Raw genomic sequence first — 14,099 nt, forward strand, 5'->3', positions numbered from 1 at the left:
CTAATGTAAATTGAAGAATTTATTTTGTGTTAGCGTAGCCGTAGCCGTAACCCACTTTAGAAGAGGTGCCATTTAAGACTACCATGGTATTTTTGAGCTTATTGCTATTATGATTGTCCTCTATAGCTTTTAAGTAACTCTTTTTGCTCACGTTTTTGCGCAACACATAAATGGTGCCATCTACATATTTATTGAGGGCATAAGCATCTGATATCATCCCAATCGGTGCCGTGTCAATAATAATACGCTGGTATCTTTTCTTGAGTTCGTTCATCAAGATTTCTATTTTATTAGATAGCATAAACCTGCTGGCTTGGAAAAGAATAGAACCAGAACTGATCACGTGTAAGTCTTCTATAGTGGGATGCTGTTGTATAATCTCCTCTATTGCTGTGCCTTTTTTTACGATAAAATCAGAGATACCCGGAGATTTTTCCATACCCAAATTTTTTGTCAACATGGGTTGTCTTAAATCAAACTCTAAAACCACCACCTTTTCTCCACTAGAAGCCAAGGCTTTGGCCAAATTACTTGCCACAAAGGTTTTCCCTTCCCCTTTTACGGTAGAGGTAACCATAAAGGTTTGGTTTTGCGCTGCGCTAGACATGTAATCAATATTAAAACGCATTAATCGGAACAGCTCTGCCACAGGAGAAGTTGTCCTATCTTCATTAAAATTTAGTTGTGTATTTTTTGAGTTGAACAATTCTCCAATGAATGGTAATTGTAAATTTTTGGTTACCTCATCTACCTCTGTAATCTTGGTATTTAAAACTTCCTTGCCATAAAAAATAAAGGCCGGAATAATGAGTCCTATAAGCAATCCCGTTAGATACATTATTTTTTTGTTCGGACTTATGGGCCATCTGCCTGCTTTGGGTAAACTTACCATACGGGTAGAGGAAACCGGTGCCGCCAACGACAGCACTTCCTCCTCTCTCTTTTGTAACAAGTATAAATACAAGCCTTCTTTGGTGCTTTGGTCCCTACTAATGTCTAGTAATTGCTTTTCCATCTGTGGCACCTTGGCAATACGGGCATCATACCTGCTGGCGTTCCCTAATAAATTGCCTCTTGCAATGCTGTAACTATTCTTTAAGCTATTGACATTGTTGGCAATGGATTCTCTTAGACCTTCTAGCGTTTCATTATAATTGGTAATGATAGGATTAGAACCGTTGGCGGAACGTTCTAAACGTTGTTTTTCTAATAAGGTTTCATTGTATTTATTGACTAAAGCCGCCAACGCAGGGTCATTGATGGCCCCACCAATGGGAGAATCTGCTGTACCCAAAGCAATGTTATTCTCTACCTGTTCTAATACACTAATCTGTGTTTGGTACTCCGCTACCCTACTTTTATACTGGTTAGATTGTTGTATAAACACATCGGCATTGCTCGCAATATCCGTAACGCCTTGTTGGGTTTTAAAGTCGACTACCGTTTTCTCCACATCCTCTATCTCTCCAGACAACACTTTTAAACGATCATCAATCATTTTGATGGTATTCTCGGCCAATTCATTTTCGTATTTGATGGTACGGTCTATATAGGTTTCGATGATTTTAGATAAAACTTTTTCCCCTTTCTCCTGACTATTAGAAACAAAGCTTAATTTTAAAAGACTACCCGTATCATTGGCAGGAGTTACACTTAAATTACTGAGAATACTAGCTATTAAATTTTCTTTATCGCCAATCTTAAAGTATAAGCGTCTATCATTTTCAAAAGGAAATAAAGCTTCATTTAAGGCCACCGTAAATTTAGCAAAGGGTAGTTCTACCAATTCCCCATATTTTTGTTCTATTCTTTTTATGGTATCCCCTTTTTCGTAGCTTACTTCAAAACGTTCTTTGTCTAATAGTTTTACATACAAAGGCACATCGTACTGCAAATTCTCATAGGTTTCGTCCACCGTTACGGTAATCGGAACATTTTCACCATAAATTTCTACATCCTTTATCTGCCCTTCTATGTAATACGTAAGGTTTAAATTATTATTAATGATTACTTCTTCTATTAAACCATTGGATGTAATAATACCTATTTCGTCTTCTAAACTGTGTGCAGATTTTACCAAACCAAAATTATCAAAGCCTGGAATGCCAGAAGTACTTTGACCATTTTCTACATTCTTAATTAGTATTTTGCTATTCACCTCATATTTTGGAACAGCTTTGTACCGTAAGTAGAGGTACGTAATAGTGATACCTAATGCGATGCTTAAAAGAAATACGGGCCAAAATTTTAAATATTTTAAAATGATGTCCTTCAGGTTTTGCTCACTTTGATTAGGAACATTATGAACGTTTGTCATAGTAATAAAATGTAATTAAGGGAACTGTAATTTTTAATCTATTGGTACCAGTCTAACTAAAACTAGTTTACTTTTTAAAACAAGAACTGATTGCGGTTGCTACCCGTTGTCTGCCATAATGGTTCCAATGAGTGTCATATAAATAGTTAGTTTGCGTATCTGTTTGTTGTAATGTACTATTAATATCTATAAGTTTTATACCCATAGTTTTACAAGTACGTATAAAGTTGGTACTAGCGTTACTTGCATCTACTAGTAAATATATTTTGCTTAAAGGCAAAGAATACTGCTGTAATAATTTTTTGAAATTGGTTATCCGTTTCTTGTCCAGCTTGGGATTAAGATGGCTTTCATTCTGCTTTTCAAAGGCGACTTTTCTAGATTCCTTGCCTTTTATAAATCGAGAAAACTCATTGATAATGCCTAAACGGCCAACGTAAGAAAGCAGCTTGCTCTCTTCTCTAATTTTGGTAAGTAACGCACCTCTTTTGTTGTTTCTTTCCCAATTAGGAGTGTAGGTATCTCGTTCTAAGTCGTTCTCATATTTTAGATAAAATACGAGCGCATCCATTTGCTCAAAATGTTCTCTATAGGTATGTACCAAATAGAGTTGGTCGGCAAAATCATAGCCAGACAAACCATATTCTGTAACCGTAGTATTTTGCAATTGCGCTTCTACCATTTTACCTAAAGATGCAGACGTAGGCTGATGAAAACCTTCGATAAAAGAATCGCCTATCAACGCAATCGTCTTTTGGGCCTTGGTATCTCTATTATTTTGTAGGGTATTAAATCCGTACGCATCAGTTTTGTAGGGTACTGCATGTTGCCTACGATTTCCTGTTACAAACAAACCTTCTTGGTGGGGTGCATTTAGCTCAACGCCAGCTTCATTAATATACCTATCTGGCATATCTGTATGCAAGTGAAACGCTCTCACCATTAATTCCATGAATATAAGAACAAACAGTGTAGAGGTACAAAACTTAACAACTAAACGTAACATAACTAAAACTGAAAATAGATAAAGGCCCTCGAGGTATTTTCATAAAACAACAAAATGGCTAAGCAAATACTGGCGTATGCCGTTAAACGAATACCTTTATATTTAAAAGGAAATGGGTTTCTTTCGTCTTTCCGAATAAAATACTCGTACCCTACAAAGAGTAGCAATAAAATATAATAATCTACCATCCTGTAACCTACGGGATGCGAATAGCCACTTAAATGGGTATTGCTAACCAGGGCATTAAGGTAGCCAAAGGCATCCGTAATGCTGGGCGACCTAAAAAATATTCTAGAAAAAGTAACCAAGGTAAATGTGAGCAAAATTTGCCCTATTTCTACCAAATTAGGAAACCACTTGTGCTCTGCTACCACAGTATGTGCATACTTTCTATTATGCCCCATTAAAAAAACGGGAATATAAAATAAGGCATGTAAGGCTCCCCATGCAATAAATGTCCAGTTGGCGCCATGCCAAAAACCACTTATTAAAAAAATGATGATGATATTACGTACAGACAAACATTTAGCAACCCGGGAACCGCCTAAGGGGATATATACATAATGCCTAAACCATGTAGACAAGGAAATGTGCCAACGTTGCCAGTATTCCGCTACATTTCTAGAGAAATTAGGAAATTTAAAATTGCTCATTAACTCAATCCCAAACATTTTTGCCGTACCAATGGCAATATCACTATAGCCACTAAAGTCTCCGTACACCTGAAAACTAAAGAATACCAACCCTAAGATTAGCGTAGACGTACTTTGTGTTTGGTAATTGGTAAAAATATCGTCTACCATAGGCGCCATAGCATCTGCTATGACCATCTTTTTAAATAAACCCCAAAGTATAAGTTTACCCCCAGCTTCTATTTGAGCAGCACTGAATATTCTTCTTTCTTTGATTTGCCCTAACAAATTAGAGGCTCTTTCTATTGGACCTGCGACCAATTGTGGAAAAAACGAAACGAATGCCGTAAAAGAAATTAAATCCTTGGTAGGCGTTAAACGTTTGTAATAAATATCTAAGGAATACGACAAGGTCTGAAAGGTGTAAAAAGAAATACCTACTGGCAAAATAATTTTAAGTGTCCAAGAATCTCCAATGGAATACCCAAAATTGGAAGCTAAATTTATAAATGAATCTAGGAAAAAGTTAAAATACTTAAAGGTTGCGAGCAAGCCTAAATTAAAAGCTAAACTTAGGTACAACCACTTTTTCTTGAGCTTTGTATTGTTTCTGTATTTAAAAAGTTGTAAGCCGACAACATAATCTACAAGCGTGCTAGAGAAAATTAGTAGAAGAAAGCGATAATCCCATAAGCCATAAAAAATATAGCTCACAAAAATTAAAAATAGATTCTGAACTCTTACTTTTTTCTGAAAAACAAACCAATACAACAGAAAGGTAATGGGCAGAAAAAATAGATACTCGAAAGAATTGAACAACATTATTTTATAGTTAGGGTGATGAACCTGATAAAATTTTGTTGGGGGATTTTCAATCTTACATTTTGCGCTTGTTTTATTTTTTGTTTACAACTGCAGCTACATCAAGTCCCTTAACATGACTTTAAGACGATACGCTGCAATGTTCCTTACAACATTTTTAAAATTATTTATTAATACGCTTTTTCTTCGCCTTTTACAGCGTTATATACGGTGAAAAATATGATCCGAAGGTCTAACTTTAAAGACCATTTTTCCATATAAAAAATATCATACCGGACTCTGTTTAATATATCCGATTTTTGAATCACCTCTCCCCTATAGCCTTTTACCTGCGCTAGGCCAGTAATCCCTGGTTTTAAAAAGTGGCGTACCAAATACTTATCTACTGATTTTTGATATTCTTCTGTTTGTACCACCATGTGCGGGCGTGGGCCTACCACACTCATATCGCCCATCAACACATTAAAAAATTGCGGCAGCTCGTCTATACTTGTTTTTCTAAGAATGCGCCCCACCTTGGTAATGCGCATATCATTCTTAGACGCCATTTTAGCATCACTCTCCTTATTCTTAGCCATAGACCTAAACTTTAAACACCAAAAGGTTTCTGTATTTACACCATGGCGTAACTGTTTAAAGAAAACAGGCCCTTTGGAATCTAGTTTAATTGCGAGGGCTACAATAGGGAGTAACCAACTAAAGACACATACGATTACGAATAGGGAAAAAACAACATCGAACACCCGTTTTACCAAGTTGGCATATTCTAGTTCTAGAGGGGAGGCCCTTAGATTGAGTACAGGGACATTGTCATACAACTCAATACTCATAGCCCTAGAAAATAGTTCTTTGTTATCTGGGATAATCCGTACCCGTTTCATGGTATTGTCTGCAATATTCATGATGTGCTGAATCTCATCTTTAGACAATTGCGAAGCAATACAATACAGTTCGTCTATATTTTCTTTAAAAATATAATCGTAACAGGTAGCAATTTTACCCAAGTAGGTAGGGCTTTTGGAGTCTTTATTATCAAAGAAACCCACATATTCATAATCATGCTCTGGGTTATCAAAAATTCTACGAATCTTCTTTAAGTTTTTATCCCAACCTATTACCACAACCCGTTTGTTGGGAGCTGCTTTTTTGCGGTAAGCCTTTCTAGCGAAGTAAAAAATGATATTAAATATGACTAAAAAAAGGCAAATAATAAGATATACCGAAAACAAATAAATGGTAGAATATGTATTTGCTCCTAAAAAGGTAAATGAAGCAAAAAACACCAAGCCGTACACCAAAAAGAGTCTTACATAATTTTTAAAATTATTGAGTAGTCCCTTTTTTCTTGCGTTCTTATAAAAATTAATACCATAGGTAACCAAAAGCCAAGCGATATTGTAATACAGCACGCTGTACCCATGCCTAAAGGTATCCGGAGTACATAAATACAAGACACTATTGATAATCCCTAGGTGTACAATAAAAGACAGCGGAATTATAAAGTATGATTTTCTCACGTAAAGAAACTTAAAGTTCTTGAGAACTTTTTGATTGCTAAAAAAATGGGGTTGCTCCTAATTAATCTACAGGGATTGGATTGTACCAGGTATATATTTGTTCTATCCCCTGCGCTAGGGCAACGGTATGCTGCCATCCTAAGGCATGCAGTTTAGAAACATCTGTTAACTTTTTAAGGGTACCGTCTGGTTTTTCTGTATTGAAAAACAGTTCTCCTGTAAAACCTACTTTTTCTTTGACCAAATACGCCAAGTCTTTAATACTGATATCTACACCTGTACCAATATTGATATGGGTATTCCTTATTTCTTTAGTATCTGGTGGATAGCAATCTTTAAAATCTCTTTGCTCCATTAAAAAAACACAAGCATCTGCCATATCCTCACTCCACAAAAACTCCCGCATTGGAGTACCAGAGCCCCATATTTCTATACGCACTTGCCCCCCTTCTTTTTGGATTCCATACTTGTCTAAGATGGACAAGATTTCGTTCCCTTCCGCACTACCGTTAAGGCCTTCTATAGGCAAATTATCCAGGTCTGCACGGATCGCTTCCCAATTGCCCTCTTCTAATGCCTTACCCAAATGCATTTTACGAATCAAAGCAGGCAGTACGTGCGATTTTTCCAAATCAAAATTATCATTTGGTCCGTATAAATTAGTAGGCATCACCGATATAAAATTAGTGCCGTATTGTAAGTTGTAACTCTCGCACATTTTTATCCCCGCAATCTTTGCAATGGCATAAGGCTCGTTGGTATATTCCAAAACATCGGTAAGCAGGTAATCCTCTTTCATGGGTTGCGGACATGCTTTGGGGTAAATGCACGTACTTCCCAAAAACAATAATTTATGCACCCCATGCACATAACTTTGATGTATTACATTATTCTGTATCATCAAGTTCTGATGTATAAAATCTGCTCTATAGGTATTATTAGCTACGATACCCCCTACTTTAGCCGCAGCCAAGATGACATAAGCAGGCTTTTCTAAAGCAAAGAACTGTGCAACTGCTGTTGTATCTGTAAGGTCCAATTCTGCATGCGTACGGTATACTAAATTAGTATAGCCTTTTGCTTGCAAATTCTTTACAATGGCACTCCCAACAAGGCCACGGTGCCCAGCTACGTATATCTTGGCTGACTTATCCATTGGCTAAATTTTATTAATTATGACTGTTTGTTTCTATTCGTAGTAATTAAAAGTATCGTACCCGCCATGTTGCAAGTGTTGATCTTTTTGCATTAATCGTACATCACTTTGCATCATATCTTTTACTAAATCTTTTAACTCGTACTCTGGAGTCCATCCTAGTTTAGTGTTTGCCTTGGTAGCATCCCCTATCAACAATTCTACCTCTGTTGGTCTAAAATACTTAGGGTCTATTGAGAGTACTTCTTTACCAATTTCTATTTGAAACTCAGGATTACTACAAGAAACTACATAGCCTTTTTCATTAATACCCTCTCCTTTAAATTCTAACTCCACGCCAATCTCTCCAAAAGCTAAACGTACAAAATCCCGTACTGTAGTGGTTTTTCCTGTTGCAATTACCCAATCTTCTGCTTCTTCTGCCTGTAGAATCATCCACATCATACGTACATAATCTTTAGCGTGCCCCCAGTCTCTTTTGGCGTCTAGGTTCCCTAGGTATAATTTTTCTTGCAACCCAAGACCTATACGGGCAGCAGCTCTGGTAATTTTACGGGTTACAAAAGTCTCCCCTCTAATTGGGGATTCATGATTAAATAAAATACCATTACACGCATACATACCATAGGCTTCTCTGTAATTTACGGTAATCCAGTAGGCGTACATTTTAGCCACTGCATAAGGACTACGTGGATAAAAAGGCGTAGTTTCTGATTGTGGTACCTCTTGCACCTTACCGTACAATTCTGAAGTGGAAGCTTGGTAAATTCTAGTTTTCTTTTCTAGACCTAGCAAACGTACAGCATCCAAAATACGCAAGGTACCTAAGCCATCAGCGTTGCCTGTGTATTCCGGAATCTCAAAAGACACTCTTACATGGCTCATTGCTGCTAGATTGTAAATTTCATCTGGTTGTATTTCTTGTATAAGACGAATAAGGTTGGTAGAATCCGTCATGTCCCCATAATGCAAAAAGAAATTTTGATTATCTACATGCGGGTCTTGATACAAATGATCTATACGATCTGTATTAAAAAGAGAAGTTCTTCTTTTGATACCATGTACTTTATAACCTTTTTTTAATAAAAACTCACTTAAATAGGCACCGTCTTGTCCGGTTACACCCGTTATTAAGGCTACTTTCATAATTGATAATGTTAATGGATTATGTAGTTTTTGCCAGAAGCCCTTAGCGCCTGACAAACAGCAAATTAAAAATTATAATTAAAGAATTAGAATGGATTGGAACCACGTGCTCCGCAACACGACTCACATTGTACTTGGTCGCAAAGATAAGAATATGGTCTATGTATTTATAAGTAAAAAAACACTTTTACCGTACAAACATAGCATCTCAATTTTTACTAACCTAGATGAATTAAAAGTCTTTGAAAATTTTTATGAATTGAATAGTATTTTATAGAAGGAGTTCTTAATATGATAATTGAATGCTTATAGAAATTACGAGGTTTATAATTAAAAGGGCGTACCAGAACAAGAGCTGTAATAAGCACCATCTTACCCCATTTTTAATTAACCAATTCTCTGAGCTTGATGTTAACTACAATGCCTAAGCCTTGAATAGCTAACTTAACACGTTTGCCATTAACTTGCTGTATTACAGCTTTTTTATCTTTTAAAACACCGTGTTTTATAGTAATGTTTTCTCCAGGATGAAATTGTGCAAGACTTACCTGATCAACCGCATCATTGGCTAACCATTTTTGCAAAGTGTACATCTCTGCATCTTGCACTACTGCTGGTTTACCTAACCAAAACAAATAGCGCACAATACCTGGAACTGTAAAGACATTACTCCGTTCTTTGTCTTTGAGTTGTACAAAAACATAAGAAGAAAAAAGAGGGGTTGTTACTGTTTTTTTACGGTCACTCCACAACTTTACTTCCTTCTTAGTAGGGCAGTAAACCGTGAATCCCCCAGCAGCTAACTGTTCTGCTACCTTTATCTCGTTTCTTGTCTTTACTACAAGAATAAACCATTGTTTTGTCATAAAATTCTAAACTATGTAGGTTGTCGGGGGAAATGGTAAATTATAGCATTAATTACTAATCTGGAAATTTAGATGTTATTTTTAAACTGAAAATAATAAATATGATAAAAAACTAACGCTATTTTATATGTTTCATAAATTTAACTTAACTTGTTTATCAATTTAAAATAAAGACCTAACGACCAATTGTAAGATTTTTCTTATCATTTAAATACTTAAACACTAATCTCAACGTTATTTACTAACAAAAAATGATGATGATGAGTGTACTAAGCTTTTTTAGCTCCCCCCTAGCACTTAAGAGAAGACCAAAACTTTTAAGTTTGGAGCAGTATTATAATATGTTATCTCCTTATTTTAAAAGTAAGGCTAATGGGCATAAAAATCAACCTTTAGAGAAAAGGGTCGTGGATAATGTGATACCACTAGATAAATCTACCTCAGAAATAATAGCAGAAAATCAAAAGTTATATACTCAATTGCTTTATGCGAAGCTAACAGGAGAAAAGTAATTTTACTTCTAAATTAATTTGTCATAAGAACAACTACCTTTGTAGTAGATGTAGTTTTTATGATACACCTATTTACAAAAAAATATTTTTTAGTAGATTATCTTAAAGGGTTTGTAGATATACACAACCATATTTTGCCTGGGATTGATGATGGTGCTCAAAATGTAGAAGAATCTATTAGACTTTTAAAGGGCATGCAAGAGTTTGGTGTGGGGCACTTTATTTGCACCCCACATATTATGCATAACTACCATGACAACGATAGGCAAAGCATAACTAAAGCGCATAGTAGGCTAACTAAAGCGTTAGCAGATACACCTAAAGCACCAAAAGTTTTTTTTGCCGCTGAGCATATGATTGATGATAATTTTGAAGCACTTTTAAGTAAAAATGAAGTGCTACCACTAGGCCAAGAACATGTTTTGATAGAAATGTCTTACCTACAACCCAGTATAAATTTTGACGATGCTATTTTACAACTTTTACAAAAGCAGTACACTCCTGTTTTAGCACACCCAGAACGATATTTATATTACCATAAAACACCAGCAATTTACCAAACCTTAAAAAATAAGGGGGTAGCATTACAATTGAACATGTTGTCTTTACAGGGGTATTATGGCAAAGATATTCAGAAAATAGCCTATTACCTTCTTGACCACGATTTAATAGACTTTTTAGGTTCTGATTTACACCACAGTAGACACTTAGAAACACTAAAGAAAATAGTTATTCCTAAAAAATACGTGGATAAATTAAGTGAAATTATTACTAATAATATAGTCCATTTTATTTAAAAACCCTTAACTCTATTTAATTTAGAGATGAAGATGTATAAGTTAATTTTTCGAATTTTTGGTCTACTCTAACTTCTTCCTGAGTAGACTCTATTAACTTATTTTTTAGAAGAATTAATTTTGATAAAGAGCTATCTGGGTTAGCTAAGTAATACAATGGTTTATTTGATTGTTGTATGGCATTATATACCGATATATTTTCTATGATAGACTTATTCTCTAATACAATACCATCTAGATTTTGAGTGTTTTTAAAGCTAATATGATGGTCTTCCAAATTAAGTTTTAAAAAGACAATTTCAGATTGCTCCCTATCCTCTTCCTTTTGGTAGTATGCATTTTTTAGACACTGTTCCTTAGCTTCTCTTTGACTAACCGACAATAGACTTGTATGTGCAAATACCAATTTGGATTTAGCACTATTAGCTGACTTATTAAACCTACTCGCGTATTTGTAAGCATACCTAGAAATCACCAAAACACTAAAACTTAAAATACTATGCACGATTATTATAGACAATGGAACCATTAAATTTTTCTCCATGAATAAGGTTCCATTAACTACTACCAAAACTATGGTTAGGATGTTAGTGATGCAAATAGCATTAAATATGCTATAGACCTCTCTAATTTTAGTAAACTTAACATACCCTTTGTAGATGCCAATGGCTAAAAAAATAATAGATGTTAATGCTACCACTATTGGCAACTGTACCAACATAGCATGCCTACCTAAGTCTGGTAAAATTAGAGAACAAATGAAGTAAGAGGCAACAAAAGATAGGGCAGTAAGTACAATATCTAATAAAAAAACCAAGCGTACGGGGAACGTTTTCTCAGATTTCGTAGTGATTTTTTTCATAATAATGTTTTAGTCTCCTCAAAAGTAACACTAAACCTATGATGTTGTCGTTAGTATATATCACTTTTCGCTAAACTTCAAAAAAATCGGATGTTTGCGTTAAGGTTAATAAATTTATACGGCATTTCTTAATTTAAGAAGGCCTAATTAACATATAAAAGTACATTTGCAATCAAACAACTAACAATTAATGGCTACAAAATCCATTCTTAATACCGTAGAAAGGAAATTTATACTACTTATTGGAGATCTTATATTGATAGGTCTTTCCCTAAGAGGATATATACTACGCGCTGTAGATTATCAAGAGTCAGAACCGTTCCTGTACCAAATTGGCATCTTAATTATGGGTATTATAACCTATATAACTTTAGCGTACATTTTTGAACTTTACAACCTTAAAAGTATTCCTAAATCTGTCACCTCTTCTATTATGAGGGTATTGACCATAGTATCCTTATTCACTATTTCTGTTGTCGTTATAACAACATTATTATTTGATTTTGCTTATTGGAGAATTCATCTTTTTATTTTTCTAATCTCTAGCCCCGTACAACTTATTCTTTGGAGATTACTCTTTAATTACGTTTTTAAGTTTGTACCAACAGTTAAGAATGTACTGTACATTTATGATGCAACTACAAAAACTACGCTGGAAAGAGACATTGCAAATATTAATGGCGATGATAATGAAACCTACTTTAGAGTAGTTTCTACTTATTTAAATGATAATGAGGGGGTAGATTTTAACAACAACAATTACAGAAATATTGATACTTGGATAATTAATACTAGAAGTTACAATCATTTTTCTCCACATATGGAGCACGAATTGGTTAAATTTTTACTAAGCGGAAAAGAGGTAATAACTTACAGCTCTTTTTATGAAACTACCTATGAAGCATTGCCAATTAATTCTCATAACGATAGTCTATATGAGATACTTCAATTAAATAATTCTAAAATTAGATATTTGCAGGGTTTAAGTGGTTTTGCTTTTAATTTCTTATTAACTCTTATATCAGGATTAACGTTTTTATTAACCATACCTTTTGTAGCATTTTTTAATATTTTTTTAAACCCTGGCCCCCTATTTTACGTGCAATTGCGTGTGGGTAAAAATGGTGAAGAATATAAAGTCTATAAATTTAGATCTATGGTGGTTGATGCCGAAAAAAAAGGTGCTAAAATGGCTACTAAAAACGATGCAAGAGTAACTAAATTTGGTAAAATCTTAAGAAAATTTAGGATTGATGAGTTACCACAAATAATCTCTGTTTTAAGAGGCGATATGTCTTTTATTGGTCCCCGTCCTGAACGTAAGATATTTGTAGATAAGCTAAATAAAATAACTCCATTCTATAATGTAAGACATTTAGTTAAACCCGGAATAACAGGATGGGCGCAAGTAAAGTACAAGTACGGAGAAAATTTAGAAGATTCCATAAGAAAATTAGAATATGACCTATACTACATTAAAAACAAATCTGTAGTATTGGATATTAGAATCATATTCAAAACATTAACTACTATCCTATTTTCTAGAGGTATTTAAAAAAAAGCCTGTAATTTTTTACAGGCTTTTTTTATAAATAGATGAACTATTTATTAATTATTAATTGCTTAGTAAAGAGGGGTAATCTTTGATTTAAGGTATAAAAATGAACATTATATACTCCATTAGAAAATTCTTCAAGATAAAGCTCTAAGCTTACGTTATTATCATAATTATCATCATGTGAAATTTCTTTGATTAGTCTACCAGACATATCATATATTTTTATAATTTTAATAGGATTTTCATCTTTTTTAAACACTATGTTTACTTTGTCTTTTGCCGGATTAGGGTATAAGACAATTGAATAATCTCCTTTTTGATTTTCTAAGCTAGCAGTTTTTAGTGGTAACTGCACCGACTGATATTCTATGATTTCTATTGCTGCTATTTTTGGATTCTCTACAATAGAATTGAATTTAAGAGAAACAAAACCATCATCAATTGAAATATTTTCAAATACCTTAACTATTGCGGATGCTGAGGCATTTTCTAGCAACATATCATAATCTGACATTACAATATTTTCCTCAAGGAAAACCTCATAAACACGGCTACCTATTCCTCCTGTTGTTCCATTTGGAGCAGAAAACCATATTTCTGCAAAGTGTAATTTAATAGTATAAGAACTTGCTTTGGGAACTGGAATATCATATTGAAATTCACCATATCTTTCAGTTTGATATATTTGGGACTGATTGGTATTAATTATTGTTATAGGATTATTAAAAATATTCCCTCCATCGTAATAATTATCTTCTAAATAAACCTCTCCAGCTTCATTAATAAATTTGCCCCCACCCGCATTTATTCTTAAAACAAAAGCGCCTGTGTTTGCCGGTATCACAGTCAACACCATTTCATCTTCAGCTTGTGCTCCTTGACTATCTGTTACACTTAGTTTAAAAACA

At 34.4% G+C, this 14,099-nt stretch carries 12 protein-coding genes; 3 read left to right on the forward strand and 9 right to left on the reverse strand.

The window, feature by feature from the left end; genetic code table 11:
* Window positions 1-19: 19 nt before the first annotated feature.
* From FBT53_RS05380 to FBT53_RS05410, 7 genes are all read right to left on the reverse strand, one after another.
* The gene (locus FBT53_RS05380) at window positions 20-2,317 is read right to left on the reverse strand and encodes a tyrosine-protein kinase domain-containing protein (RefSeq protein WP_136950152.1); all 2,298 of its coding nucleotides are present in this window, start codon (window positions 2,315-2,317) and stop codon (window positions 20-22) included.
* A 67-nt stretch (window positions 2,318-2,384) separates the two neighbouring features.
* Window positions 2,385-3,269: a hypothetical protein gene (locus FBT53_RS05385; RefSeq protein WP_136950153.1), complete on the reverse strand. Its 885-nt coding sequence runs from the start codon at window positions 3,267-3,269 to the stop codon at window positions 2,385-2,387.
* 56 nt (window positions 3,270-3,325) lie between these two features.
* A complete protein-coding gene (locus tag FBT53_RS05390; RefSeq protein WP_370323671.1) occupies window positions 3,326-4,669 on the reverse strand; it encodes an MBOAT family protein in 1,344 nt (447 codons plus the stop codon).
* 278 nt (window positions 4,670-4,947) lie between these two features.
* Window positions 4,948-6,294: an undecaprenyl-phosphate glucose phosphotransferase gene (locus tag FBT53_RS05395; protein WP_136950155.1), complete on the reverse strand. Its 1,347-nt coding sequence runs from the start codon at window positions 6,292-6,294 to the stop codon at window positions 4,948-4,950.
* A gap of 61 nt (window positions 6,295-6,355) precedes the next feature.
* Window positions 6,356-7,450 carry a GDP-L-fucose synthase gene (locus tag FBT53_RS05400; RefSeq protein ID WP_136950156.1) on the reverse strand — a complete coding sequence of 365 codons (1,095 nt, stop codon included), beginning with the start codon at window positions 7,448-7,450 and terminating at the stop codon, window positions 6,356-6,358.
* A 33-nt stretch (window positions 7,451-7,483) separates the two neighbouring features.
* Window positions 7,484-8,596 (reverse strand): GDP-mannose 4,6-dehydratase, encoded by a 1,113-nt coding sequence (gene gmd / locus FBT53_RS05405; RefSeq protein ID WP_136950157.1) that lies wholly within the window; start codon window positions 8,594-8,596, stop codon window positions 7,484-7,486.
* A gap of 383 nt (window positions 8,597-8,979) precedes the next feature.
* Window positions 8,980-9,462, reverse strand: coding sequence for a UpxY family transcription antiterminator (locus FBT53_RS05410; protein WP_136950158.1), 483 nt, complete (start codon window positions 9,460-9,462; stop codon window positions 8,980-8,982).
* A 260-nt stretch (window positions 9,463-9,722) separates the two neighbouring features.
* Here FBT53_RS05410 and FBT53_RS05415 point away from each other — a divergent pair, with 260 nt between their 5' ends.
* Together FBT53_RS05415 and FBT53_RS05420 are read left to right on the forward strand one after the other, a co-directional pair.
* The gene (locus tag FBT53_RS05415; RefSeq protein WP_136950159.1) at window positions 9,723-9,974 is read left to right on the forward strand and encodes a hypothetical protein; all 252 of its coding nucleotides are present in this window, start codon (window positions 9,723-9,725) and stop codon (window positions 9,972-9,974) included.
* Window positions 9,975-10,033: 59 nt separating this feature from the next.
* Window positions 10,034-10,771, forward strand: a complete 738-nt coding sequence (locus FBT53_RS05420) for a tyrosine-protein phosphatase (RefSeq protein WP_136950160.1) — start codon at window positions 10,034-10,036, stop codon at window positions 10,769-10,771.
* Between the two features lie 16 nt (window positions 10,772-10,787).
* Here the strand turns inward: FBT53_RS05420 and FBT53_RS05425 are convergent, their stop codons facing one another.
* A complete protein-coding gene (locus FBT53_RS05425; protein ID WP_136950161.1) occupies window positions 10,788-11,633 on the reverse strand; it encodes a hypothetical protein in 846 nt (281 codons plus the stop codon).
* A gap of 190 nt (window positions 11,634-11,823) precedes the next feature.
* Here FBT53_RS05425 and FBT53_RS05430 point away from each other — a divergent pair, with 190 nt between their 5' ends.
* Entirely contained in the window at window positions 11,824-13,188 is a 1,365-nt protein-coding gene (locus FBT53_RS05430; protein ID WP_136950162.1) for an exopolysaccharide biosynthesis polyprenyl glycosylphosphotransferase, read from the forward strand.
* 46 nt (window positions 13,189-13,234) lie between these two features.
* Here FBT53_RS05430 and FBT53_RS05435 read toward each other — a convergent pair.
* Window positions 13,235-14,099: malectin domain-containing carbohydrate-binding protein (locus FBT53_RS05435; protein ID WP_136950163.1), on the reverse strand; the 865-nt coding region annotated here is incomplete at its 5' end.

The sequence above is a fragment of the Flavobacterium sp. ASW18X genome (genome assembly GCF_005144745.1).
Classification (GTDB): Bacteria; Bacteroidota; Bacteroidia; order Flavobacteriales; family Flavobacteriaceae; genus Croceivirga.

Coding starts and splice junctions, on each gene's coding strand:
- FBT53_RS05380 (WP_136950152.1), bottom strand. CDS start 2,317: ATGACAAACGTTCATAATGTTCCTAATCAAAGTGAGCAAAACCTGAAG.
- FBT53_RS05410 (WP_136950158.1), bottom strand. CDS start 9,462: ATGACAAAACAATGGTTTATTCTTGTAGTAAAGACAAGAAACGAGATA.
- FBT53_RS05425 (WP_136950161.1), bottom strand. CDS start 11,633: ATGAAAAAAATCACTACGAAATCTGAGAAAACGTTCCCCGTACGCTTG.
- FBT53_RS05400 (WP_136950156.1), bottom strand. CDS start 7,450: ATGGATAAGTCAGCCAAGATATACGTAGCTGGGCACCGTGGCCTTGTT.
- FBT53_RS05385 (WP_136950153.1), bottom strand. CDS start 3,269: ATGGAATTAATGGTGAGAGCGTTTCACTTGCATACAGATATGCCAGAT.
- gmd (WP_136950157.1), bottom strand. CDS start 8,596: ATGAAAGTAGCCTTAATAACGGGTGTAACCGGACAAGACGGTGCCTAT.
- FBT53_RS05430 (WP_136950162.1), top strand. CDS start 11,824: ATGGCTACAAAATCCATTCTTAATACCGTAGAAAGGAAATTTATACTA.
- FBT53_RS05420 (WP_136950160.1), top strand. CDS start 10,034: ATGATACACCTATTTACAAAAAAATATTTTTTAGTAGATTATCTTAAA.
- FBT53_RS05415 (WP_136950159.1), top strand. CDS start 9,723: ATGAGTGTACTAAGCTTTTTTAGCTCCCCCCTAGCACTTAAGAGAAGA.